General features: G+C 60.6%; 22 protein-coding genes and 1 pseudogene. 5 read left to right on the top strand and 18 right to left on the bottom strand.

All coding sequences use genetic code 11. The features are described from left to right. Positions 1-166: 166 nt before the first annotated feature. The 6 genes and pseudogenes from GIW48_RS22070 to GIW48_RS22045 form a co-directional block, all read right to left on the bottom strand. A pseudogene (locus GIW48_RS22070) lies at positions 167-493 on the bottom strand (BRO-N domain-containing protein); the annotation flags it as partial. A gap of 463 nt (positions 494-956) precedes the next feature. Then, positions 957-1,592 carry an SCO family protein gene (locus GIW48_RS22065; protein WP_017137893.1) on the bottom strand — a complete coding sequence of 212 codons (636 nt, stop codon included), beginning with the start codon at positions 1,590-1,592 and terminating at the stop codon, positions 957-959. Then, a complete protein-coding gene (cyoE, locus tag GIW48_RS22060) occupies positions 1,589-2,488 on the bottom strand; it encodes a heme o synthase (protein ID WP_017137894.1) in 900 nt (299 codons plus the stop codon). Before cyoE ends, GIW48_RS22065 begins: the two co-directional genes overlap by 4 nt. Further along, on the bottom strand, positions 2,476-3,555 hold the full coding sequence (locus tag GIW48_RS22055; RefSeq protein WP_017137895.1) for a COX15/CtaA family protein: 1,080 nt from the start codon (positions 3,553-3,555) through the stop codon (positions 2,476-2,478). Before GIW48_RS22055 ends, cyoE begins: the two co-directional genes overlap by 13 nt. A 10-nt stretch (positions 3,556-3,565) precedes the next feature. Further along, the gene (locus tag GIW48_RS22050) at positions 3,566-4,150 is read right to left on the bottom strand and encodes a hypothetical protein (RefSeq protein ID WP_017137896.1); all 585 of its coding nucleotides are present in this window, start codon (positions 4,148-4,150) and stop codon (positions 3,566-3,568) included. Then, positions 4,116-4,880, bottom strand: a complete 765-nt coding sequence (locus tag GIW48_RS22045; protein ID WP_236460935.1) for an SURF1 family protein — start codon at positions 4,878-4,880, stop codon at positions 4,116-4,118. The genes GIW48_RS22050 and GIW48_RS22045 overlap by 35 nt, the downstream gene beginning before the upstream one ends. Positions 4,881-4,923: 43 nt before the next feature. On the opposite strand from GIW48_RS22045, the gene GIW48_RS22040 reads away from it, so the two are divergent. Further along, positions 4,924-5,127 carry a twin transmembrane helix small protein gene (locus tag GIW48_RS22040; protein ID WP_110623938.1) on the top strand — a complete coding sequence of 68 codons (204 nt, stop codon included), beginning with the start codon at positions 4,924-4,926 and terminating at the stop codon, positions 5,125-5,127. Between the two features lie 6 nt (positions 5,128-5,133). On the opposite strand, the gene GIW48_RS22035 is transcribed toward GIW48_RS22040, so the two are convergent. The 4 genes from GIW48_RS22035 to coxB all read right to left on the bottom strand — a co-directional run bounded on the left by GIW48_RS22035 (position 5,134) and on the right by coxB (position 9,522). Further along, positions 5,134-6,021, bottom strand: a complete 888-nt coding sequence (locus tag GIW48_RS22035) for a cytochrome c oxidase subunit 3 (RefSeq protein WP_017137899.1) — start codon at positions 6,019-6,021, stop codon at positions 5,134-5,136. A 35-nt stretch (positions 6,022-6,056) separates the two neighbouring features. Next, the gene (locus GIW48_RS22030; protein WP_026013768.1) at positions 6,057-6,608 is read right to left on the bottom strand and encodes a cytochrome c oxidase assembly protein; all 552 of its coding nucleotides are present in this window, start codon (positions 6,606-6,608) and stop codon (positions 6,057-6,059) included. 144 nt (positions 6,609-6,752) lie between these two features. Next, entirely contained in the window at positions 6,753-8,336 is a 1,584-nt protein-coding gene (ctaD, locus tag GIW48_RS22025; protein WP_017137901.1) for a cytochrome c oxidase subunit I, read from the bottom strand. 58 nt (positions 8,337-8,394) lie between these two features. After that, on the bottom strand, positions 8,395-9,522 hold the full coding sequence (gene coxB / locus GIW48_RS22020) for a cytochrome c oxidase subunit II (protein ID WP_017137902.1): 1,128 nt from the start codon (positions 9,520-9,522) through the stop codon (positions 8,395-8,397). 369 nt (positions 9,523-9,891) lie between these two features. Here coxB and GIW48_RS22015 point away from each other — a divergent pair, with 369 nt between their 5' ends. Then, entirely contained in the window at positions 9,892-10,539 is a 648-nt protein-coding gene (locus GIW48_RS22015) for a hypothetical protein (RefSeq protein WP_017137903.1), read from the top strand. A gap of 129 nt (positions 10,540-10,668) precedes the next feature. Here the strand turns inward: GIW48_RS22015 and GIW48_RS22010 are convergent, their stop codons facing one another. From GIW48_RS22010 to GIW48_RS21985, 6 genes are all read right to left on the bottom strand, one after another. Next, a complete protein-coding gene (locus GIW48_RS22010) occupies positions 10,669-12,210 on the bottom strand; it encodes a SulP family inorganic anion transporter (protein ID WP_099550168.1) in 1,542 nt (513 codons plus the stop codon). A gap of 85 nt (positions 12,211-12,295) precedes the next feature. Further along, the gene (locus tag GIW48_RS22005) at positions 12,296-13,027 is read right to left on the bottom strand and encodes a carbonic anhydrase (protein ID WP_017137905.1); all 732 of its coding nucleotides are present in this window, start codon (positions 13,025-13,027) and stop codon (positions 12,296-12,298) included. Between the two features lie 227 nt (positions 13,028-13,254). Then, on the bottom strand, positions 13,255-14,313 hold the full coding sequence (locus GIW48_RS22000; RefSeq protein ID WP_068934074.1) for a PA0069 family radical SAM protein: 1,059 nt from the start codon (positions 14,311-14,313) through the stop codon (positions 13,255-13,257). An 81-nt stretch (positions 14,314-14,394) separates the two neighbouring features. Continuing rightward, a complete protein-coding gene (locus GIW48_RS21995; RefSeq protein ID WP_026013769.1) occupies positions 14,395-15,693 on the bottom strand; it encodes a cytochrome c in 1,299 nt (432 codons plus the stop codon). 12 nt (positions 15,694-15,705) lie between these two features. Beyond that, a complete protein-coding gene (locus GIW48_RS21990; RefSeq protein WP_017137909.1) occupies positions 15,706-17,490 on the bottom strand; it encodes a GMC family oxidoreductase in 1,785 nt (594 codons plus the stop codon). Between the two features lie 2 nt (positions 17,491-17,492). Continuing rightward, positions 17,493-18,245, bottom strand: a complete 753-nt coding sequence (locus tag GIW48_RS21985) for a gluconate 2-dehydrogenase subunit 3 family protein (protein ID WP_170040619.1) — start codon at positions 18,243-18,245, stop codon at positions 17,493-17,495. 274 nt (positions 18,246-18,519) lie between these two features. Between GIW48_RS21985 and GIW48_RS21980 the strand changes: the two genes are divergently transcribed. Further along, positions 18,520-19,176 carry a dual specificity protein phosphatase family protein gene (locus tag GIW48_RS21980; RefSeq protein WP_236460447.1) on the top strand — a complete coding sequence of 219 codons (657 nt, stop codon included), beginning with the start codon at positions 18,520-18,522 and terminating at the stop codon, positions 19,174-19,176. 146 nt (positions 19,177-19,322) lie between these two features. Here the strand turns inward: GIW48_RS21980 and GIW48_RS21975 are convergent, their stop codons facing one another. Then, complete coding sequence (locus tag GIW48_RS21975; protein ID WP_236460446.1) at positions 19,323-19,598, bottom strand: YheV family putative zinc ribbon protein; 276 nt, start codon at positions 19,596-19,598, stop codon at positions 19,323-19,325. Further along, a complete protein-coding gene (gene prlC, locus GIW48_RS21970) occupies positions 19,595-21,646 on the bottom strand; it encodes an oligopeptidase A (protein WP_236460445.1) in 2,052 nt (683 codons plus the stop codon). The genes GIW48_RS21975 and prlC overlap by 4 nt, the downstream gene beginning before the upstream one ends. Positions 21,647-21,747: 101 nt before the next feature. Between prlC and GIW48_RS21965 the strand changes: the two genes are divergently transcribed. Further along, a complete protein-coding gene (locus GIW48_RS21965; protein WP_056860985.1) occupies positions 21,748-22,290 on the top strand; it encodes a gamma carbonic anhydrase family protein in 543 nt (180 codons plus the stop codon). After that, entirely contained in the window at positions 22,287-22,946 is a 660-nt protein-coding gene (locus tag GIW48_RS21960) for an HAD family hydrolase (protein WP_236460444.1), read from the top strand. Before GIW48_RS21965 ends, GIW48_RS21960 begins: the two co-directional genes overlap by 4 nt. Positions 22,947-23,159 lie beyond the last annotated feature (213 nt).

Raw genomic sequence — 23,159 nt, 5'->3', positions numbered from 1 at the left:
CCCACGCTCCGCGTGGGAATGCAGCCCGGGACGCTCTGCGTCCCGCTGTTGAGGTCGTGACGCAGAGCGTCACAGGAGGCATTCCCACGCAGAGCGTGGGAACGATCATTTGCGCTGGAGCAAAACCGGCAACTCTGCCACCAGCTTTGTGTGGCTTTTGCTGTCAGCGCAGGGCTGGCACCACCTCATGGGTCAACCATTGGCGCAGGCACCGATTCTCCGGGTAGTAGTGGTAGATAAGCAGCGCATAAACGCCAGACTCACTGACCATCAACGTCGGCGCACAGTGGCCATGAGTGATCAGCGGCAGGGTGAGTTGTTGGTCGGGATCGAGCTTGCGCAGTAACGCAGGGTTCAGGTGCAGGCCCATCAGGTGGCCGATGTCGCAGGCGCTGAACCATGGCTGGTTGTCTATCAACACAGCGTGCAGCTGGTGATGGTGGCGGGTGAAGACTTTGGGTGTGATCGGTGGATCAGGGGTAAGTGATTGCATTGGGACAACTCCGGGTATGAACAGGAGCTGCCAACAGCCTTCCTACGGGCATGGGTGGCAGCCATACGCGGGGTAGGAACCGAGTACCCAGGGATCTCAGCCACGTCGAAACGTGCCCGCGCATAGCCGCCGCGACTGATAGTACGGGCACAAAAAAAACGCCGCAATCAGACGGTGGCGCTATGACGCCAAGGGTACATAAAAGGGTTCCTACGCCCTGTCACTGAATTTGCAGCGACAGGCCAAAGACTAGCCACCCCAAGACCGTCCAACAAGTTCACGCACAGCGCGACAACACGTGGGAAATCTCCGACGACACCCTGTTCAAACCTTGCACAAAACCACTGTGGGAGCTGGCTTGCCTGCGATGGCAGTGGGTCAGCAACCGAGATGCAAGCAGGCCCACCGCTATCGCAGGCAAGCCAGCTCCCACAGGTGATTTGTGTAGTTTGCTAGGGAACGATCATTTGCGCTGTAGCAAACCTGGCAACTGCGCCACCAGCTTTTGATTATTCAACGGCGCACGAATAAACCCACGCTGCGTGCCGTCCGGACCGATCAGCGCCAGGTTGCCGCTGTGGTCCACGGTGTAGTTGGGCTTGCTGGTATCGGCCGGAATAAACGGAATGCTCACCGCATTCGAGACCTTCTGCACATCCGCTACATTCGCGCCGGTCAGGCCTTCGAATTGCGGGTCGAAGTAGCCCAGGTACTGCTTGAGCTGGGTCGGCGTGTCGCGGTTCGGGTCAACGCTGACCAGGATCACCTGCAACTTATCCACCGCCTCTTTAGGCAATTCGCTCTTGATCTGGCGCAGTTGCGCGAGGGTGGTCGGGCAGATGTCGGGGCAGAAGGTGTAACCGAAGAACAGCAGGCTCCATTTGCCTTTCAGCTCGTTGACCACCACCGGCTGGCCGTCCTGATTGGTCATGGTCACCGGCGGCAGCTGGCGGCTTTGCGGCAGCAGGATAATGCCGGCGTCGATCAGTGCGGTAGGGTCGCCCTGGCCTTTGCCGCTGAGCACTTTGTTAACGGTCAGGCCCATGATCAACGCGACGATGGCCACCAGGATAAAGACGGTTTTTTGAGTTCGAGTCATAGGTTCAACAATAGGTAGTGGTCGACGAGCAGCGCGATAAACAGCAGCAGCAAGTACCAGATAGAGTACTTGAAGGTGTTGATCGCCGCGTGCGGCTTGCTGCCACGGTACAGCACCCAGGCCCATTGCAGAAAGCGCCCACCCAATACCAGCGCACACGCCAGGTACAGCAGGCCGCTCATATGGATCACATAGGGCATGAAGCTCACCGCCAGCAGGGCGAAGGTGTAGAGCAGGATATGCACCTTGGTGTAGTGCTCGCCGTGGGTGACCGGCAGCATCGGGATATCGGCCTTGGCGTATTCCTCTTTGCGGTGAATGGCCAGAGCCCAGAAGTGCGGCGGGGTCCAGGCGAAGATGATCAGCACCAGCAGCAGCGGCTCGGCGCTGACATGCCCGGTAACCGCGACCCAGCCGAGCAGCGGCGGCGCCGCACCGGCCAGGCCGCCGATCACGATATTTTGTGGCGTGGCACGCTTGAGAAAACCGGTGTAGATCACCGCGTAACCCAGCAATGAGGCCAACGTGAGCCAGGCCGCCAAAGGGTTGGTGAACGCCAACAACAAGGCCAAACCTGCAACAGCCAGAAACAATGCAAACGCCAATGCCGCCACGGGCGACACGCGCCCTTCTGCCAACGGCCGTTTATGCGTGCGCGCCATCACCGCATCGATGCGCCGATCCACCACATGGTTGACCGCCGCCGCACCTCCGGCGCACAGGGCAATGCCCAAATTGCCGAACACCAGCACCGTCCATGGCACCCCGGCGCGGGTCGCGAGGAACATGCCCACCAAGGACGTGATGAGCATCAGCACCACCACTTTCGGCTTGGTCAGCTCCAGGTAATCCCGCCAGATCGCCCGATCGTGACGCGCGCCGATCAAGGTCGCCATGGCATCTCTCCTTTTAGGGTGATGAGACCCGATACGTGTTTGCGCGGGATAAAACGCCAGCCAAACGGCAACTGATTGCGCACCCGGACCAGGCTGGTACGGGCGTGGTAGTTGACCAGCACCAGCGTCAGCAATAACCCCGCCCCACCGGCGTTGTGCCCGACCGCCACCGGCAGCGGCAAGCCGAACGCCACATTGCTCACGCCCAGGCAGATTTGCGCCGCGAGGGCGATCAGCAGCAGGCCTGCCAACCGCGTCATGCCCACGGCGCGCAATTGCCAGGCCAGCCCCAGCAGCACCAGCGTCACCAGCACCGCGCCGATGCGATGGGTCAGGTGGATGGCCGTGCGCGCCTCACTGTCGAGCTGGCCGCCGAGGTAATTGGGGCCGATATGCTGGGTGAGGTGAAACCCGTTGGCAAAGTCCGCCGCCGGCCACCACTCGCCATGACACGTCGGCAGGTCGACACAGGCCACCGCCGCGTAGTTTGAACTGACCCAACCGCCCAGCGCGATCTGCCCGATCACCAGCACCAGGCCCGCCGTGGCCCAATATTGCAAGCGCTTGGGCACGATCAAAGCGGGCAACACGCCGGACAGTCGCAAGGTGAGCAAAAACAGCAGGCTCAAGGTGGCAAAGCCGCCAAGCAAATGCCCCGTGACCACTTGCGGCCACAACTTCAGCGTCACCGTCCACATACCGAACGCCGCCTGGGCAAACACCACCGCCAACACAAACAGCGGCAGTTTCACTGGCTGCCCCGGATCACGCCGATGGCTCCACGAGCGCGCCGCCAGCAGCACGATCAGCAAGCCCAAGGTGCCGGCGAAGTAGCGATGGGTCATCTCGGCCCAGCCCTTGTCGGCTTCTACCGGCGTATCGGGAAAATGCAGCTCGGCATGCGCCAGCTGGGCTTCGCTTTGCGGCACGCTGATAAACCCGTAGCAGCCGGGCCAGTCCGGGCAGCCGAGGCCAGCGTGGGTCAGGCGCGTGTAGGCGCCGAGCAGCACGACCAGCAGCGCCAGCAAGGTGGCAAACAACGCGAGGCGAAATCCAGGTTTGGCCATGACGATGCCCTTATCCGATGTTCGACAGTTTCAGCAGCAGGCGCAGGTCGTTGAGCAGGTCCTTGCCCTTGACCTTGGCGTCGTAGCGCAGCACCAGGTTGCCGTGCGGGTCGACGATCCACAGTTGCGCCTCACCCGGCGCAGCCGCGTTTTTACTGAAGGTGGTCAGGTCCAGCGGGTAGCGTTGCAGTTGTGGGTATTCGGCCTTGAGCTTGGCGTCGTAATCCGTGCTCACCGGCTGCGCGCTGGCCAGGGCATGGCTGGCGCGGGAGGCATCGCGGCCCAGGCTGATTTGCAGCTGGCGCGCCAGGTACACCAGTTGCTGGCACTCGGCAGCACACGCGGTGGGCGCAGTGACCAACAGTTGCCAACGGTCTTCGTCGGCCTGCACGCCGATGTCGGCGCGGGTCTGGCCGTTGCCGATCATCTCGCCGTGGTAACTGCGGCTGTCGGGCACCCAGAACTGCAACTTGTACATAAAGGTGGCCAGCGCCATCGGGCCGATCACCATCATCAGGATCAAAATAAGCTGCCAGCGGCCTTTGCGCCGGTCGGGTGCCTCAGACGTGCTGGGTGGATTCATGGCCGCTCCCATGGGGTTTCTCCTTTTTGTTATGCCATCCGAGGTAGAGGTAAAGCGCCAGCAACGCCAGTGCCATGGCGAACCACTGCACGGCGTAGCCCAAGTGTTTTTCCGGGCCCATGGCGACCACCGGCCAGGTAGTGTCGTAGGTGCCGGGGCCAGGTTCGGCGCGCAGCTCATAGGCGAAACCGCTGCGGCCCAACTCCGCCCAGAGCGCGGCGGGATGCAACGCAGTCAGCAAGCGCGGCCATTGCGTGGTGGCGGGGTCGGCGTGCAGTTGGAAGGTTTCGCCGGGCGCGATGTACACCCAGGCATCCAGATTCAGAGGTTGTTCAGGCGTGGTGAACACGGGCGGCGTGCGCCGGTCCGGCCACGGCAACCAGCCGCGATTGAGTAGCAGCCATTCGCCGCTGGCCTGGTCGTGAAAGGGCTGCAGGAGTTCAACACCGGCCTTGCCGTCGCGCATGCGGTTGTCGAGCAGCACGCTGTGCTCAGCATCGAACTGACCGCGCAGCCGCACGCGGCGGAAGGCCGGGTCGGCCATGCCATCAAGTTGCACGCTGCTGAGCGGCTCAGCCACACGCCGTTCGGCATAGCTGTCCACCAGCAGCTGTTTTTCATGCCCGCGAGCCAATTGCCAGAACCCCAGCCCAACCATCAACGGCAGCAGCACAAGCACCACCAGCGTGGGAGCGAGCCCTGGGCGAAAGTCTTTTATGGCGCTGGCTATACTTGTTTTCATTGCCCGCCTTTTCATTGCCCGCCCATCCGAATGGAACCTGACCATGCTCAAAGCAACCATTGCCCTGATGCTGATCGCGACTGTCGTGAGCCTGTTCAGTGGCTTGTTCTTTCTGGTCAAGGACGAGGGCAACTCCAACCGCCTCGTCACTGCCTTGACCGTGCGTGTTGTACTGGCCGCGATCACCGTGGGCTTGATCGCCTGGGGCTTTTTCAGCGGCCAGCTGGTCTCTCATGCACCGTGGTAAAACGCCTCACAGCACATAAACGAAGAAAAACAGGCCGATCCACACCACATCCACAAAGTGCCAGTACCAACTGGCCGCCTCGAAACCGAACTGGTGCTCGGCGTTGAAGTGCCCCTTGAGGATGCGCATCAGCATCACGAACAGAATGATGGTGCCGATGGTCACGTGGGCGCCGTGAAAGCCGGTGAGCATGAAGAAGGTCGCGCCGTACACGCCCGAGCCAAGGGTCAGGCCCAGCTCTTTGTAAGCGTGCATGTACTCCTCGGCCTGAAACCCCAAAAAGGCCCACCCCAGCAGCACCGTGAGCGCCAGCCAGATTTTCAGAGCGCCGCGATGGCCCTTGCGCAAGGCATGGTGAGCGATGGTGATGGTCACGCTGGAGCTGACCAGCAAGATCGTATTCACCAGCGGCAAGCCCCACGGGCTGATGGTGCCTTCGGGCGGCGGGTACATTTTCGGGTCAGGGTTGTTGAGCAACGGCCAGGCAAATTCGAAGTTCGGCCACAGCATGTGTGCGACGCCCTTGGAGCCTTCACCTGCCAGCCACGGCGCGGACATATGCCGCACATAAAACAGTGCGCCGAAGAACGCGATAAAGAACATCACCTCGGAAAAGATGAACCAGGTCATGCCCCAGCGGAACGAGCGGTCCATCTGCGGGCTGTACAAACCGGCGCGGCTTTCCTTGATCACCGCGCCGAACCAGCCGAACAGCATGTAGGCCAGCAACAGCCCGCCGACGAAAAAGATCCACGGGCCGTGGGATTCCGGGCGCGCCGCCTTGAGGTCGTTGAACCACACGGCCAGGCCGTACACCGTGATCAACATGCCAAACGTAGCAATTATTGGCCATTTGCTTTGCGCTGGTACGTAGTACGTATCATGAGACGACATGTATTCGCTCTCCTGATTGAGGGGGCAAACAGTAGCTAGCCGCCGGTATGGACGGCCACCGGCGGTTGACGCGCAGTGATGTCAAACAGCGTGTATGCCAGAGTCAAATGCTTCACATCCTTGGGCATGGCGCGATCGACGATAAAGCGCACGGGCATTTCTATGCGCTGACCTGGCTGCAGCACTTGCTGGGTGAAGCAAAAACACTCGGTCTTGTGGAAATACATCGCCGCTTCGGCCGGGGAAATACTCGGTACGGCCTGGGCGGTCATGGGTTTATCTGTGGGGTTGTAGGCCACGAACAGCATCTCGGTGACAGCGCCAGGGTTGACCACGACCTCATCGGCTTTGGAGTGGAATTCCCAGACCATGTCGATGGCATTGGTGGACATGAACTGCACGCGCACCTGGCGCGTAGGGTCCACCACCTGCTCGCCTTCGTACTGCCCGGCGGTCTTGCCGTTGATGCCGAACGCCTTGCACATCACGTCGTAGATCGGCACCAGGGCAAAGCCGAAGGCGAACATGGCCACGACCAGGATCAGCAGGCGGGTGACCAGGCGCTTGATGGGGACGGACTCAAGCATGGCGCTCACCCGCTTCTGGTTTTTCTGTGGGAGCTGGCTTGCCTGCGATGAGGCCCAGGCAGGCAATACATTCGGCTCCTGAAACACCGCTATCGCAGGCAAGCCAGCTCCCACAGGAGACCGAGTCGACCTGCATCAAGGCGTTCACTTGACCTCCGGCGGCGTCGTAAACGTGTGATACGGCGCAGGCGAGGGGATGCTCCATTCCAGGCCTTCGGCGCCATCCCACGGCTTGGCCGGCGCCGGCGGGCCGCCACGGATGCACTTGATCACGATAAACAGGAAGAAGATCTGCGTGGCGCCAAACATGAACGCGCCAATCGAGGAGACCATGTTGAAGTCGGCGAACTGCAGGTTGTAGTCCGGCACCCGGCGCGGCATGCCCGCCAGGCCGACAAAGTGCATCGGGAAGAACGCCATGTTCATGCCCACAAAGGACAGCCAGAAGTGCAGCTTGCCCAGGGTTTCGTCGTACATGTGGCCGGTCCATTTCGGCAGCCAGTAGTAGGCCGAGGCGAAGATGCCGAAGATCGCCCCGGGCACCAATACGTAATGGAAGTGCGCCACCACAAAGTAGGTGTCGTGGTACTGGAAGTCCGCCGGGGCAATTGCCAGCATCAGCCCGGAGAAACCGCCAATGGTGAACAGAATCACAAAAGCCACGGCAAACAACATCGGTGTCTCGAAAGTCAGCGAGCCTTGCCACATGGTGCTCACCCAGTTGAACACCTTCACGCCCGTGGGCACCGCGATCAGCAGCGTGGCGTACATGAAGAACAGCTCGCCCACCAGCGGAATACCCACCACGAACATGTGGTGCGCCCACACGATAAACGACAGAAACGCGATGCTCGCCGTGGCGTAGACCATCGAGGTGTAGCCGAACAGCGGCTTGCGCGAGAAGGTCGGGATGATCGAGCTGACGGCGCCAAACGCCGGCAGGATCATGATGTACACCTCGGGGTGGCCGAAGAACCAGAACACATGCTGGAACAGCACCGGGTCACCTCCACCGGCCGCACTGAAAAAGCTGGTGCCGAAGTGGATGTCCATCAACATCATGGTCACGCAACCGGCCAGCACCGGCATCACCGCGATCAGCAGGAAGGCGGTAATCAGCCAGGTCCATACGAACAGCGGCATTTTCATCAAGGTCATGCCAGGCGCGCGCAGGTTGAGAATGGTGGCGACCACGTTGATCGCGCCCATGATCGAGCTGATGCCCATCAGGTGAATGGCAAAGATGAAGAACGTCACGCTTTCCGGCGCATAGGTGGTGGAGAGTGGGGCGTAGAAGGTCCAGCCGAAATTCGGCCCGCCGCCCGGCGTGAACAGCGTCGAGACCAGCAGCAGGAACGCTGCCGGCAGCAGCCAGAAACTGAAGTTGTTCATGCGCGGCAAGGCCATGTCCGGCGCGCCGATCATCAGCGGGATCATCCAGTTGGCCAGGCCGACAAACGCCGGCATCACCGCGCCAAACACCATGATCAGGCCGTGCATGGTGGTCATCTGGTTGAAGAACGCCGGCTGCACGATTTGCAGGCCTGGCTGGAACAACTCGGCGCGGATCACCATGGCGAACGAACCGCCGAGCAGAAACATGGTGAAGGCGAACCACAGGTACATGGTGCCGATGTCTTTGTGGTTGGTGGTCAGCACCCAGCGCATCAAGCCTTTGGCGGGGCCGTGGGCATGGTCCGCATGACCATGGTCGATCACAGTGCTCATGGCCGTTCTCCTGCAAAGGAATGGGCTGTGCGGTTCAGGGCATACGCAGTTGAGGCCGTCATTTGCTTTCCGCCTGTTTCAGAGCCAGCACGTCTTTGGGCGTGACCATGTCGCCTTTGTTGTTGCCCCAGGCGTTGCGCTCGTAGGTGACCACGGCGGCGATATCGACTTCCGACAGCTGTTTGCCGAACGCCGCCATGGCGGTGCCGGGTTTGCCGAAGTACACGCGGTGCAGGTGGTCTTCTTTGGCGCCGGTGGCAATTGGCGAGCCTTTGAGCGCCGGGAACATCGGCGGCAAGCCCTGGCCTTCGGCCTGGTGACAGGCCACGCAGGTGGTGTGGTAAACCTTGTCGCCACGGGCCACCAGCTCGTCCAGCGTCCACTCTTTGGACGTCAGCTCCTTGAGCTTGGCGGCCTCTGCCTTGCGCTCGCCCAGCCAGGTGTCGTAGTCGGCCTTGGATTTGACCTCGACCACAATCGGCATGAAGCCGTGATCCTTACCGCACAGCTCGGCGCACTGGCCACGGTAGATGCCGGGCTTCTCGACCCGGGTCCAGGCCTCGTTGACGAAGCCGGGGATCGCATCGCGCTTGACCGCAAAGGCCGGCACCCACCAGGAGTGGATCACGTCGGCGGCCGTCACCAGAAAGCGCACCTTGGCGCCCACCGGCAGCACCAGCGGCTGGTCGACTTCGAGCAAGTAGTGCTCGCCCTTGGTGGCCTGGTTATGGATCTGCTCGGCGGGCGTGGCCAGGTTGCTGAAGAACTCCACGTCCTGGCCCAGGTATTTGTAGTGCCACTTCCACTGATAGCCGGTGACCTGGATATCGATATCCGACTCACTGCTGTCGTAGATATTGATCAGGGTTTTGGTCGCCGGAATGGCCATGGCCACCAGGATCAGCAAGGGCACTACGGTCCAGAGAATTTCCACGGTGGTGCTCTCGTGGAACTTGGCCGCCACCTGGCCCGTAGACCGGCGGTGCAGGATCATCGACCAGAACATCGCGCCAAACACGACGATGCCGATCACCACACAGATCCAGAAAATGGTCATGTGCAGGTCAAACACGGCGTGACTGACTTCAGTAGCCCCTGGCGCCATATTCGTTGTCCAGGCGGCGTGCGCCTGGCCGAATACTGACCACAACAGTAGGCCCATCCAAACGTGTGGATGTCGCGTCATTGCGGGTTCCCCTTTATGTTTCTTGTTATCCCGCCGGTTTGCACCTGCGGCGAAGGGAGCGGCTTCCATACTGCTTACAACCGCCAAGCCTTGCCTGCGTCATGCAGTTGGGCGTCATCAGCTAATTGCGTACAAATCCGAGTATAGACAGCCGGGGCGACCCCGCAATGTGTAGGGGCAAATGAGCAAAAACAGACGGGCGGACCCAATAAAACCGGGCGCGCAAACGTTTATCCGACGAACGATGGCATTTCGATATAACGCACACGCATAACCATGAAATAATTATGACAAATGCGTCTTAGGCGCTCGTATAAACGAGCTACCTTATCCTCTCCCTTTTCCTACGCCTGTTTCACTGGAGCCTTCATGAACACCGCCGCATTGCGCGAGCAGATTTTCCGTGCCCATCAACACGAAGCCACTACGGGCCAGCTTGCCCAGCAACTGGAAAAACAATTGCCGCACCTGCATTCGGCCATCTCCCTGGCTGACGGTGATCGCAACATTGTCATGACCCGCTTTGTCACCGCCTACATCGAACTGGTTCCGGACTTGCTCGAAGCCGCCAACGATGTGGCCCGCGAAGCCGGTATCGAAAGCCAGATCAAACCGGTGTTGAAAATCGCCGAGCATTTCTTCCTGCAGCCGCCTGCGATCCTGGCCGGCCATGAAGGCCTGGACGGCTTGCTGGATGAGGCCTACCTGGCTCACCGCTTGGTTGAAGAGGTCAACGACCTGTATATCAAGCATTTCGGCCAGCCATTGATTCCGGCGGATACCACTGTGGCTAACTTGATTGCCCATCAACTGATTGGTGAAACATTTGCCAATCAGTTGGATGAAGCCGTGCACTTGGCGGTAGATGAAATGCTCAACGAGGAGAGCTTTGCGCTGGAGTCGGTCGAGGCGTATCGCGAACAGCTGAAAAGCCCGCAAACGGAAGCGGCGTGGAAGCGCTGGCCGTGCCTGTCGCGGCAGCTGGGCGTTGAGTTATCGCTGGATCAGCCAGCCTGATTTTCCGAGTGAACATAGAACCACTGTGGGAGCCGGGCTTGCCCGCGATGGCGGAGTGTCAGTCAGCACATTAGCTGGCTGACCCACCGCCATCGCGGGCAAGCCCGGCTCCCACAATTTTTGTGGTGTTCAGACGGGCGCCGAACCTATCCCCACCGTCGTCCGCACTCGGCCTTCGAGCCTACGCTTCAACCCCCGCGCCTCGATCACCAGCGTCGAGCCCTTGGCCGCATTGGCCCGGCCCCATTCTTCCAGCAACTCCAGACACGAATGGTCGATGTAGCTCAGGTTGCTCAGCGGCACATGCAAGGTGGTCCCCGCAGGCACCGTCGACAGCACCTGAGTCAGCGCAGGCACTTTCAGGAAGGTCGCGGCACCGGTCAATCGCAGCTCCATCTCACCGTCCTGGGGCAAATCGATCAGGCTGACTTTCAATCGCGAAGCTTTAAACGCGAGCTTCAGCAACGTGAGCCCAAAGCCCACCAATACGCCGGTCAGCAGGTCGGTGAAGATGATTGCCAGTGCCGTAGCGGCGTAGGTAAACATCGGCATCCGCCCATAACGGCCCAGCGCGCGAAAGGCTTTGACGTCCACCAGCTTGATCCCGGTGTACACCAGCACGCCCGCCAAACTCGCCACCGGAATGCTTTGCAGCACGCTCGACAGCAGCAACACAAAGCCCAGCAGCCACACACCATGGAACATCGCCGACAGCCGCGTGGTAGCGCCAGCCTGCACGTTGGCCGAGCTGCGCACGATTACGCCGGTCATCGGCAAGGCGCCAACCAAACCACAGAGCATGTTGCCCACGCCTTGAGCTGACAATTCCTTGTCGAAATCGGAGCGCTGGCCGCTGTGCATCCGATCGACCGCTGCCGCAGAAAGCAGGGTTTCGGCGCTGGCAATAAACGCCACGGCGAAGGCGGCGATCAGCAGTTGCGGATCAGCCAGGTTCAGCAGGTCGCTGGGGCGCAGCCAGTCGATGGCGTCGGCGAGGTTTTCCGGCACCTCCACGCGCTTGACCTGCAACGCCAGCACCAGGCTGGTCACCGTCGCCAGGCCCACACCCAACAACGCGCCCGGTACGAAGCGCAATGTTTGCGGCCGGAATTTATCCCAGCAGTACATCACCAGCATGGTCGACAGGCCCAGCAAACCAGCCTGCCAACCAAGACCGCCGCCCAGCGTCGGGATCGCGTCGGCCATGGCCGCCGGGAAGCCCGCCAGGTTATCCAACCCCGAAGGTTTAGGCGCGCCGTCGAGCATCACATGCACCTGCGACAGCACAATCAATACGCCGATACCCGCCAGCATGCCGTACACCACCGCCGGAGCCGTGACCCGGAACCAGCAGCCCAGGCGCAAACGCCCGGCCACCAGTTGCAGGAAACCCGCCAGCAACAGAATCGGCCCGAGCATCATCATCCCGTGCTGGCGCACCAACTCGAACACCAACACCGCCAGCCCCGCCGCCGGGCCACTGACCTGCAGTGGCGAACCCGCCAGCCAACCCACTACCAGGCCACCGATTATCCCGGTGATCAGCCCCTTGGCCGGCGGCATGCCGGACGCAATCGCAATGCCCATGCACAAGGGCAGGGCGACTAGAAACACAACCACCGAGGCCAGCAGCTCCCGTGGCAATACAGCTTTCAATTGAGCAGCACGCATGATGGCTCTCCCGAGGGATTCGCCGGGCGCGGCAAAGCCTGGCTGCATCCATGGCAGCCACAGCTTGACCCGGCAGGGAAGTGTTTTAGAAGCGCGCTCTAGGCGTCGCGCAAGGAATCGGCTCGGTGCCGTTCAGCGGTCTGAATGCCGCCTGGTCCGCATCGTAAGCGCGGATTTCGCTGGTCTCGATGTTGTAGATCCAACCATGGATGAACAAATGACCATTGGCCATGCGCGAGGCCACGGAAGGGTGGGTACGCAGATGCTGCAACTGGGCGATGACGTTTTCTTCGGTCAGCACCTTCATGCTCTCGCCTTCATTGGCGCAATCGCAGTTGTCTTCGACCATGGACTTGGCGACTTCGGCGTGACGCAACCACGCGCGTACCGTCGGCATTTTTTCCAGGCTGTCGGGGTTGAGTACCGCGCGCATGGCGCCGCAATCGGAGTGCCCGCACACGATGATGTGCTGTACGCCCAGGGCGAGTACCGCGTACTCGATGGCGGTGGAAACCCCGCCGTTCATCTGGCCGTAGGGCGGCACCACGTTGCCGACATTACGCGTCACGAACAAATCGCCGGGAGAGCTTTGGGTGATCAGCTCGGGGACGATGCGCGAATCGGCGCACGTAATAAACATCGCCCGTGGGCTCTGGGCCGTGGCGAGTTTCTTGAAAAGTTCTTCCTGCTGCGGGAAGACGTCGTGATGGAAATGCAAAAAGCCGTCAACGATGTGCTTTAACGCTGCATCGGCAGACTCCGCCACCTGAGTGGCTGAAGCCGACGCAGCCAACGGCTGTTTATCCTTGTCACTCATGATTCATCCTCTTTATTAATGCAGGGGAGTGTTCAGGTCAGTTCGACGTCTGGCTATCGGAAAAGTTGAAAAACTAAACAAACCAAGGCGTCGACTCACCAGTCACTCGCTGAACAAGGTAACCGGCGAAACTTAACTCAAACTGAATGAACCGCTCTAGAACGAGGGTTTCAGTGATATCAAAACGCGACTATTTCCACAGCAATGGCGCCTTCGTTCTCTTCAGTTTACAACAATGCCATCTGCCTGCCCGGCGGGCAAAACGCCGTGCAATCCAGATTAAACCCTTCCCGTCGATTCAGCCCCAGCCGCTTGATCGCTTTGTTGAAACGCTGCGCCAACAAATCAGCAAACGGCCCCTCGCCACGCATGCGCACACCGAAGCGGCTGTCGTACACCTCACCACCGCGCACCTGGCGCACCAGGCTCATCACATGGGCCGCGCGCTGCGGGTAATGCGCCGCCAGCCACTCCTCGAACAGTGGCGCCACTTCCAAGGGCAAGCGCAACATCATGTAGGCGGCGCTCTGCGCACCGGCAGCGTGGGCTTCGGTCAGCAGGCTTTCCAGCTCGCTGTCGTTGATCATCGGGATCATTGGCGAGCACAGCACGCCCACCGGGATACCCGCCTCGCGCATCACCCGAATCGCCCGTAACCGCGCCTTGGGCGCCGCCGTGCGCGGCTCCAGGATACGCTTGAGTTCGTCGTCCAGGCTGGTGAGGCTGATCATTACCGCCACCAGCCGCTGACGCGCCAACTCGGTGAGCAGGTCGAGGTCGCGCAAGATCAGCGAACCCTTGGTGATGATGGTTACCGGGTGCCGATAGCGCAGCAGCACTTCGAGGGTTTGCCGGGTGATTGTGTAGTCGCGTTCGATAGGCTGGTACGGGTCGGTATTGGAGCCCAGGTTGATCGGTGCGCAGACATAACCAGGCTTGGACAGCTGTTGCTCCAGCACGTCGGCGGCGTTGGTCTTGGCAATCAGTTTGGTTTCGAAATCCAGCCCTGGCGACAGGTCCCAATAGGCATGGCTGGGCCGCGCATAGCAGTAGATGCAGCCATGTTCGCAGCCGCGATAGGGGTTGATGGAGCGGTCGAACGGCAAATCCGGCGAGTTGTTGCGGGTGATGATGCTCTTGGCCGTTTCGATACGCACTTCGGTGCCCTGTGTCGGTGGCACTTCCTGGAACCAGCCGTCGTCTTCGGCCACGCTGACGGTCGGCGCAAAGCGGTTGTGCAGGTTAGTGGCCGTGCCCCGGCCACGGGGCGGCAGCGCAGTAGTCATGAAAACGCCTCGATACTGTTTTTATATACAGTATCGAGACGCAAGGTTTCTGACCAGTGCCGTTTGGCGGCCAGGGCAAGATCAGTGCTTTTGCGTTACCTGCCCCAAGTCGTCACCCGACGTGGTGCGCATATCGCTCTTGCGCAGGTCTGCCACGTCACTGGCTTTGACTGGCGCGCCTTTATTGCCCCAGCTGCCACGGACGAAACTGACCACATCCGCGACTTCCTGGTCCGACAGGCGCCACGCGAACGCCGGCATGGTGAAAGTCGACGGCGCCGTGTGGGTGGCTGGCAAGGTGCCGCCGTTCAACACGATGTTGATCAACGAGGTGGCGTCCGCCGTCTGCAACACCGGGTTACCCGCCAGCGCCGGGAACACCCGCGTGTAACCATGGCCGTCGGTACGGTGGCACGCCGCGCAGTTGTCGATATACACCGACGCGCCCGGCTTGCTGTCGTCACCTTTCCACAGCGCCTCGGCCACCTGCTTGTCGTACTGATGCGGCTGGTCCTTCGGGTCCACCGCCGGCAGGCTCTTGAGGTATCGCGCAATCGCGGTGAGGTCGTCCTGGGACATGTACTGCATGCTGTGCACCACCACATCACTCATGCCGCCGAACACTGCGCTGCGGTCACTGCGGCCAGTCTTGAGGAATTGCACCAGTTGCTCCTCGCTCCAACTGCCAAGGCCGTCCTTGTGGTCGCCGCGCAGGCTTTTCGCGATCCAGCCTTCCAGCGGCGCACTGCCAGACAGGAACGCGTTGCCGTCAGTCGCGCTGAGGGCTTTTTCCTGCATGGTCAGGGCACGCGGTGTATGGCAGGCGCCGCAGTGGCCGAGGCCTTCAACCAGATAGGCACCGCGAGCGACCACCGGGTCGGTGGCGGCTTGCGCCTGATGCGCCTCGACCGCCGGCGCGAACATCCAGCGCCACGCCGCCAACGGCCAACGCATGCTCAAGGGCCAGGGAATATCGCTGTCCTTGTTCTCCTGGGCGACGGGCTCCACGCCCTTCATGAAATACGCATACAACGCCTGCATGTCACTGTCGCTGACACGCGCGTAGGACGGATACGGCATCGCCGGGTAAAGCGTGCTACCGTTCTTGGCGACGCCATGGCGCACGGCCTTGTCGAAGTCTTCGAAGCTGTAGTCGCCCAGGCCGGTTTTGTCCGGGGTGATGTTGGTGGAATAGATCACGCCGATCGGGGTTTCCATCGGCAGCCCACCGGCGAAGGGTTTGCCACCCTTGGCGGTGTGGCAGGCCACGCAGTCACCGGCACGGGCCAGGTATTCGCCCTGCTTGACCAAATCGGTTTCGGCAGCGCTCACCGAGCAGCTGCTGAACAGGGCAAAACTGGCGATAACAAGTGCTTTCATGGTCATCGCTCCTTATGCCTGAACCAGTGGGCCGGGGTTTTTCAGGTACTGCTCGCGGATCGCTCGCGCCGACCAATAGGCCAGCGCTGCCACCAGGCCGGTCGGGTTGTAGCCCAGGCCTTGTGGGAAAGCCGATGCACCCGGAACAAACACGTTGTGTACATCCCAGCTTTGCAGGTAACGGTTCAACGCACTGGTTTTCGGGTCGGTACCCATGATCGCGCCGCCATTGAGGTGGGTGGTCTGGTAGGACGCGGTGTTGAATTGCTCACCGACTTTTTTGCCCAGCACAGCAATGGCCTTGGGGTTCATCGCCGCGGCGACCTTGCCCATTTTCTCCATCATGAAGCGGTTCATCTTGATGTCGTTTTCCTGCCAGTCGAACGTCATCCGCAGCAGCGGCAGGCCGTAGGAGTCGCGGTAAACCGGGTCCAGATCCAGGTAGTTGCTCCGGTAGGATTGATGCGCACCATGGGAGTCCATCGACACTTGGTGGGTGTAGTAGTCGGCGGTGGCGCGCTTCCAGGCGCTGCCCCACGCCGGCGTGCCCGGCGGGTTGGACGTACCGGCAATCGGCCGGCTGCCGGCCTGGTTGACCCACATCGGCGAGCCGCCCACAAAGCCGTGCGGGCCGTGGTCGAAGTTGTCCGCGTTGAAGTCATCGATGGCCACGCCATTGCCGCCGGCACCGATGAAGTTGTTGGTGTGGGTGTCCTTGTCGAAGAAGGCCTTGATGGTGCCCATGTTCTGGTAGGCAAAGTTGCGGCCCACCACGCCCTCATTGGTAATAGGGTCGTAAGGTTTGCCGATGCCCGAGAGCAACATGAGGCGCACGTTGTTGAACTGGAAGGAGGCGATGATCACCAGGTCCGCCGGCTGCTCGCATTCGCGGCCCTGGGCGTCGATATAGGTCACGCCGGTGGCCTTGCTCTTGGTGCTGTCGAGGTTGACCTTGAGCACGTGGGAATTGGCCCGCAGCTCAAAGTTCGGCACCTGACGCAGCGCCGGCAGGATGTTCACGTTCGGCGAGGCTTTGGAATACATGTAGCACACGTAGCCACTGCAGAAACCGCAGAAGTTGCACGGCCCCATCTGCGCGCCGTAGGGGTTGGTGTACGGCCCCGACGTATTGGCCGATGGCAGGTTGTAGGGTTTGTAGCCGACGTCGGTAGCCGCTTTCTGAAACAACTGCGCAGACACGGTGTTTTTCTGCGATTCCAGCGGGAACGGGTTGGAGCGATCCGGCGCATACGGGTTGCCGCCACGACCTTCACCCACCAACTGGCCTTTTACGGTCCAGGCTTGGCCGGAGGTGCCGAAGACTTTTTCGGCGTAGTCGAAAAACGGCTCCAGCTCTTCATAGCTCACGCCGAAGTCCTGGATGGTCATGTCCTTGGGGATGAAGTTCTTGCCGTAGCGCTCTTCATAGTGGCTGCGCATGCGCAACTCGATAGGGTCGACGCGAAAATGCACGCCCGACCAGTGCAGGCCCGCACCACCCACGCCATTGCCCGGCAAGAACGCACCCAACTGACGGTTGGGCAGGGCAACGTCATTCACGCTATGGCGAATGGTCACCGTCTCCTTGGAGATGTCCTGAAAGAGTTTTTTACGCACGCTGTAGGTCAGTTCGTCGATGACCTGGGGATAGTTGCCGTCCGGGTAGGTGTCCTGCATCGGGCCGCGCTCCAGCGCTACCACGTTGAGGCCAGCTTCCGTCAGTTCCTTGGCCATGATCGCGCCGGTCCAGCCGAAACCCACGATCACCGCGTCCACTTTCTTCATGATGGTCGCCACGTTTATGCCCTCTCGCCGCGAATGGAAACAGCCGGGAAGGGGTATTGCTCGTTGCGTTCAACCCAGTCCATGAAATCGGCGCGGGCGCCGGGGAAGCCGATCATGGTCCAGCCGACCATGCCTTTGTTGCCACCGTGGATCGGGTCGCAGAAGAAGCCTTCCTTGGTGTTTTGCAGCAACAGGTTGAAAAACATCTTGGCCGGTACGGCCTCGAAATGGGCAGTCATCTCGCTGCCACCGGCCTCCATGCGTCGCAGCATGTCATCCTGGGTAGCGCTGTCTTGCGCAGCAAAAGCTTTACCATTGAACGCCTTCGACCACGCATCCGTGGCGGCAATGCCCAGGCGATAGATGTCTTTGGGCACCAGTTTGCTCTGCCAGCCCATCTCTGGCGCCGCATCGGCGTTGAACGGACCTTGCATGAACCACAACGCGCCAGCGGCATACGGCGTGTTCATCTGGCGGTCGATGTATTCCGGCGCGCCGGCTTCCAGGGCGCCTGGGCCTTGGGCATCCGCTGGGATCAGGCGGGCGACGGCGGCGTTGATAAACGCCCACTCTTCAGCCGAGAAGTAGCTTGGCTCGTAGGCTTTGTCGCTGACGGGCGTTTTGGCAGGAGCGGCCTGCACCGGCTCCGGTGTGGCCATCAACATCGAGCCGCCAAGGCCAGTGCTGGCAACCGTGACCACCGGGATCAAGGTCAAGGATTTGCGTAAAAAGTCACGCCGCGGGTTGTCCTGATCTTGATCAGACATAGGTGCACCTCATCATGTGGTCACGGGTTTATCCACCGCTTCTGGGAGCGGCGTGATGGTTTGCCAGGGCATTGGATCCAAAGAGCTAGAACACACTGGCAATCAATAGTTACAAATGATAGCAGCCTAAGCATTAAGAGAAATCGATTCAGCGCGAAAAACAGCGGATCAGATGGGCGGATTCACGATTCTTTGACAGCCACCTCACATGGCATTGACCCCTTGTAGGCGAATCTGTGACCCATCAGCCCTATCCCATTCGGTCTCTACGCGCATGTTCACGATTCGATTGCTGCCCGCCCTTGGCTTGGCGTTCATGGCATTGTTCACCACGCTGCAGGCCCACGCCGACGAGGCTACGTCTATCCGCTCTGCCGAGTGGGCACAGCCAGTGGGCAACCAATTCAACCTGCACCAGATGACACCCACGCTGTATCGCAGTGCGTTGCCGGACAGCACTGCGCTGCCTGTGCTGCAAAATTTGAAGATCGGCACGGTGATCAACTTCCTGCCGGAATCTGATGCGCCCTGGCTGAAGACGTCTGATATCAAACAGGTGCAGCTGACGTATCGCACCAACCATGTCGACGATGCCGACGTGCTGGCGGCACTCCGGGCCATTCAAGAAGCCGAAACCCATGGCTCGGTGCTGATGCACTGCAAACACGGCTCCGATCGCACTGGCCTGATGGCGGCGATGTATCGGGTGGTGATTCAGGGTTGGAGCAAAGAGGATGCGCTGAACGAGATGACGCTGGGCGGCTTTGGTAGCAGTAACGGCTTTAAAGACGGCGTTCGCTACATGATGAAGGCAGATATCGACAAGTTGCGTACAGCATTGGCCAATGGCGACTGCAGCACCAGTGCCTTTGCACTGTGCTCGGTAAAAAGCTGGATCACCACGACAGACAAGGCCAAAGGGCAACTGTAGCGCGCCTTTCTGTGGGAGCTGGCTGTGGGAGCTGGCTTGCCTGCGATAGCTTCAACGCGGTGTGAATGACACACCACGGTGCCTGCATCGCGGGCAAGCCCGACTCCCACAAAAAGCCCGCCCCAAGCAGAAGCAGGCGTCGGGGATCAGTCCTTTTTCAGCTTGGGATTAGGGAAAAACTGCACCGCCTGCACCTTCGGGTCCGCAGGCGCCTTCAACGCCGACGTATTGACCCGCGTGCCCAATTCCTTGGGCACCGAATTGCCTTGTTCATTCAACGTGTCCGAATAACCGCAGGCCACACATTCGCGGTGCGGCACATCGTCTTCGGTCCACATTTTCAACTTGTCCAACCCTTCGCACGCCGGGCAGACCGCCCCGGCGATAAATTGCTTTTTGGTCACCACAGGCCCATCACTCATGCTGCTGCGTCCTCACTCAGGCCGCTGTGGCGCAAGAGTGCGTCAATCGACGGCGCACGTCCGCGGAAGTCGACGAACAGCACCATCGGCGCCTGGGAGCCACCGCGCGCCAGAATCGCTTCGCGAAATGCCCGGCCGGTTTCGGCATTGAGCACGCCGTCTTCTTCAAACTTGGAGAAAGCATCGGCAGACAGCACTTCAGCCCACTTGTAGCTGTAGTAACCCGCGGCATAACCGCCAGCGAAGATGTGCGCGAAGCTGTTGGGGAAACGATTGTAGGCTGGCGGACGCATCACCGAGACCTCATCGCGCACGCCTTCAAGCACCTGAGCCACCGTGCGGCCATCGCCGTGGGCGGCATGCAGTTCGAAGTCGAACAGCGAGAATTCCAACTGGCGCACCATCATCAGGCCAGACTGGAAGTTCTTCGCCGCGAGCATTTTTTCCAGCAGGTCCTGAGGCAGCGGCTCGCCGCTTTCGTAGTGGCCGGAGATCAGTGCCAGGCCCTCCGGCTCCCAGCACCAGTTCTCCATGAACTGGCTCGGCAGCTCCACCGCATCCCAGGCCACACCGTTGATGCCGGACACGCCCGCATGTTCAACGCGGGTCAGCAGGTGGTGCAGGCCGTGGCCGAATTCGTGGAACAGCGTGGTCACTTCATCGTGGGTCAGCAGGGCAGGCTTGCCGCTGTCGGCCGGGGTGAAGTTGCACACCAGGTTCGCCACCGGGCTTTGCAGCACGCCGTCGACAGTGCGGCGGCGATCGCGCGCGCCGTCCATCCACGCGCCGCCACGCTTGTTGGCGCGGGCGTACAGGTCGAAGAAGAAACGGCCAACGTGCTGGCCGTTTTCCTTGATCTCAAACAGGCGAACATCCGGGTGCCAGGTGTCGAAGCCTTTTTGCTCGGCGATCTCGATGCCGTACAGGCGCTGCACGATGGCGAACAGGCCGCTCAGCACTTTGTCGATCGGGAAGTAGGCGCGCAGGGCTTCCTGGGACACGCTGTAGCGTTGCTCACGGAGTTTTTCGCCGTAGAAACCGCTGTCCCAGCTTTGCAGGTCGGCGCAGCCTTGTTCGGCAGCGTAAGCCTTGAGCTGTTGCAGGTCCTGGGCGGCAAAGGGTTTGCTGCGCTTGGCCAAGTCGCGCAGGAAGCTCAGCACCTGGTCGCTGGACTCGGCCATTTTGGTCGCCAGGCTCAGCTCGGAGAACGACGCGTAGCCCAACAGTTTGGCCAGTTCCTGACGCAGGTCGAGGATCTGCTCCATCACCGGGCCATTATCGTTCTTACCGGCATTCGGGCCTTGGTCTGACGCACGGGTGCAGTAGGCCGCGTAGACTTCTTCACGCAGGGCGCGGTCCTGGGCGTAGGTCATCACCGCGTAGTAGCTTGGGAATTCGAGGGTGATCAGCCAGCCATCGAGGCCTTTGGCCTGGGCGGCGGCGGCCATTTGCGCCTTGGCCGAGTCGGTCAGGCCGGCGAGGGTGGCTTCGTCGGTGACGTGCTTGGTCCACGCCTGGGTGGCGTCCAGCAATTGGTTGGAGAACTTGCTGCCCAGCTCAGACAGTTTGCTCTGCACTTCGGCGTAGCGTTTTTGCTGCTCAGGCGGCAAATCGATACCCGACAGGCGGAAGTCGCGCAGTGAATGTTCCAGAATGGTTTTTTGCGCCACATCGAAACCGGCGGCTTCCGGGCTGTTGGCCAGGGCTTCGAAGGCCTGGAACAGTTCGCGGTTCTGGCCCATCTCGGTGGAATAGGCGCTCAATGCCGGCAGGCAAGCCTCGTAGGCTTCGCGCAATTCAGCGCTGTTGCACACGGCGTTGAGGTGGCTGACCGGGCTCCAGGCGGCGCCCAGGCGGTCATTCAGTTCGTCCATGGCCAGTACCAGACCGGCCCACGTAGGGTTTTTACCCTGGCTTTGCAGGATGCCTTCGATGGCAACGCGGTTATCGGCGAGGATCTGTTCAATGGCCGGCTGCACGTGCTCGGCACGGATCGCCGAGAACGGCGGCAGGTCGTAGGACTGCAAAAGTGGGTTGTTCGCGCTCACGGTGGGTACCTTGGCTGAAGAAACTGATAAGACAAAGATGGGGCCATCTTAATTACAATCAACACCCACCGCAGCTATCAACCTATAAGAGAGAGGCTATCGTGACCCTTCGCACCTATCAGAACCACACGCCAACCCTGGGCGCCGGGGCTTTTGTCGATATTTCGGCGGTGGTGATCGGCGATGTCGAAATCGGCACCGACAGCTCGGTTTGGCCGCTGACCGTGATTCGCGGCGACATGCACCGCATCCGCATCGGTGCGCGCACCAGCGTGCAGGACGGCTGTGTACTGCACATCACCCACGCCGGGCCGTTCAACCCGGACGGCTTCCCGCTGCTGATCGGCGATGACGTGACCATCGCCCACAAAGTCATGCTGCACGGCTGCACGGTCGGCAATCGCATCCTGATCGGCATGGGCAGCATCGTGATGGACGGCGCGGTGGTCGAAGACGATGTGATCATCGGCGCCGGCAGCCTGGTGCCGCCCGGCAAGAAACTTGAGAGTGGTTTTTTGTACGTGGGCAGCCCGGTTAAACAGATCCGCCCACTGACTGACAAAGAGCGTGCCTTCTTCACCTACAGCGCCGCGAACTACGTGAAGCTCAAAGACCTGCACCTGGCGGAAGGATTCGACCGATGACCCTGAACTACTCCACCGTGCTGTTCGACCTGGACGGCACCCTGACCGACCCGCGTGAGGGCATCACCCGCTCGATCCAGTACGCCCTCGGCAAACTCGGCATCGATGAACCGGACCTGACCAAGCTGGAACACTTTATCGGCCCGCCGTTGCTGCAAGCCTTTATGCAGTTCTATGACTTCGATGAGGCCAAAGCCTGGGAAGCGGTGAATTTTTATCGCGAACGCTTCAAGCTCACCGGCCTGTATGAAAACCGCGTATTCGATGGCGTGATGCCGTTGCTTGAGGAGCTGAACGGCCAGGGCCGCCAGCTGTATGTCGCCACATCCAAGCCGTGGGTGTTTGCCCGTGAGATTGCCCGGCATTTTGATTTTGCCAAGCACTTCAAAGTGATCTACGGCAGCGAACTGGATGGCACGCGCACCAACAAGGTTGAGCTGATTGCGCACCTGATGAACGAAGAGGGTTTGGACCCGGCGACTACCCTGATGATTGGTGATCGCAAGCATGACTTGATCGGGGCGCGCAGCAATGGGTTGGATTCGGCGGCGGTGGGTTATGGGTTTGGCAGTTTTGAAGAACTGAATGCTGAGGAGCCGACCTTGCATTTTGAGACGCTGGAGCAGATGCATCAGGCGTTTTTGCAGCGCGGCTGAGACCGCTATCGCAGGCAAGCCAGCTCCCACATTTGACCGTGTTCACAATTCAAACTGTGGGAGCTGGCTTGCCTGCGATGGGCATGGGTATCTACAACTTTTGAAGGCAGCCAATTTCTCCTGTGGCGAGCAGGCTTGTCCTGCGTTGGGCTGCGAAGCGGCCCCCGTACAGGCACTGCAATTTTCCTGAAAGAACTCAGCGTCTGGGTTTGG

Source organism: Pseudomonas sp. PA-6-3C (assembly GCF_021605825.1).
Classification (GTDB): Bacteria; Pseudomonadota; Gammaproteobacteria; order Pseudomonadales; family Pseudomonadaceae; genus Aquipseudomonas; species Aquipseudomonas edaphica.
This window is presented reverse-complemented; position numbering and strand designations above follow the sequence as displayed.

What these genes read in the sequence shown, in the direction of transcription:
- GIW48_RS22065 (WP_017137893.1), bottom strand. Translation starts at nt 1,592, where the DNA reads ATGACTCGAACTCAAAAAACCGTCTTTATCCTGGTGGCCATCGTCGCG.
- cyoE (WP_017137894.1), bottom strand. Translation starts at nt 2,488, where the DNA reads ATGGCGACCTTGATCGGCGCGCGTCACGATCGGGCGATCTGGCGGGAT.
- GIW48_RS22055 (WP_017137895.1), bottom strand. Translation starts at nt 3,555, where the DNA reads ATGGCCAAACCTGGATTTCGCCTCGCGTTGTTTGCCACCTTGCTGGCG.
- GIW48_RS22050 (WP_017137896.1), bottom strand. Translation starts at nt 4,150, where the DNA reads ATGGGAGCGGCCATGAATCCACCCAGCACGTCTGAGGCACCCGACCGG.
- GIW48_RS22045 (WP_236460935.1), bottom strand. Translation starts at nt 4,880, where the DNA reads ATGAAAACAAGTATAGCCAGCGCCATAAAAGACTTTCGCCCAGGGCTC.
- GIW48_RS22040 (WP_110623938.1), top strand. Translation starts at nt 4,924, where the DNA reads ATGCTCAAAGCAACCATTGCCCTGATGCTGATCGCGACTGTCGTGAGC.
- GIW48_RS22035 (WP_017137899.1), bottom strand. Translation starts at nt 6,021, where the DNA reads ATGTCGTCTCATGATACGTACTACGTACCAGCGCAAAGCAAATGGCCA.
- GIW48_RS22030 (WP_026013768.1), bottom strand. Translation starts at nt 6,608, where the DNA reads ATGCTTGAGTCCGTCCCCATCAAGCGCCTGGTCACCCGCCTGCTGATC.
- ctaD (WP_017137901.1), bottom strand. Translation starts at nt 8,336, where the DNA reads ATGAGCACTGTGATCGACCATGGTCATGCGGACCATGCCCACGGCCCC.
- coxB (WP_017137902.1), bottom strand. Translation starts at nt 9,522, where the DNA reads ATGACGCGACATCCACACGTTTGGATGGGCCTACTGTTGTGGTCAGTA.
- GIW48_RS22015 (WP_017137903.1), top strand. Translation starts at nt 9,892, where the DNA reads ATGAACACCGCCGCATTGCGCGAGCAGATTTTCCGTGCCCATCAACAC.
- GIW48_RS22010 (WP_099550168.1), bottom strand. Translation starts at nt 12,210, where the DNA reads ATGCGTGCTGCTCAATTGAAAGCTGTATTGCCACGGGAGCTGCTGGCC.
- GIW48_RS22005 (WP_017137905.1), bottom strand. Translation starts at nt 13,027, where the DNA reads ATGAGTGACAAGGATAAACAGCCGTTGGCTGCGTCGGCTTCAGCCACT.
- GIW48_RS22000 (WP_068934074.1), bottom strand. Translation starts at nt 14,313, where the DNA reads ATGACTACTGCGCTGCCGCCCCGTGGCCGGGGCACGGCCACTAACCTG.
- GIW48_RS21995 (WP_026013769.1), bottom strand. Translation starts at nt 15,693, where the DNA reads ATGAAAGCACTTGTTATCGCCAGTTTTGCCCTGTTCAGCAGCTGCTCG.
- GIW48_RS21985 (WP_170040619.1), bottom strand. Translation starts at nt 18,245, where the DNA reads ATGTCTGATCAAGATCAGGACAACCCGCGGCGTGACTTTTTACGCAAA.
- GIW48_RS21980 (WP_236460447.1), top strand. Translation starts at nt 18,520, where the DNA reads ATGTTCACGATTCGATTGCTGCCCGCCCTTGGCTTGGCGTTCATGGCA.
- GIW48_RS21975 (WP_236460446.1), bottom strand. Translation starts at nt 19,598, where the DNA reads ATGAGTGATGGGCCTGTGGTGACCAAAAAGCAATTTATCGCCGGGGCG.
- GIW48_RS21960 (WP_236460444.1), top strand. Translation starts at nt 22,287, where the DNA reads ATGACCCTGAACTACTCCACCGTGCTGTTCGACCTGGACGGCACCCTG.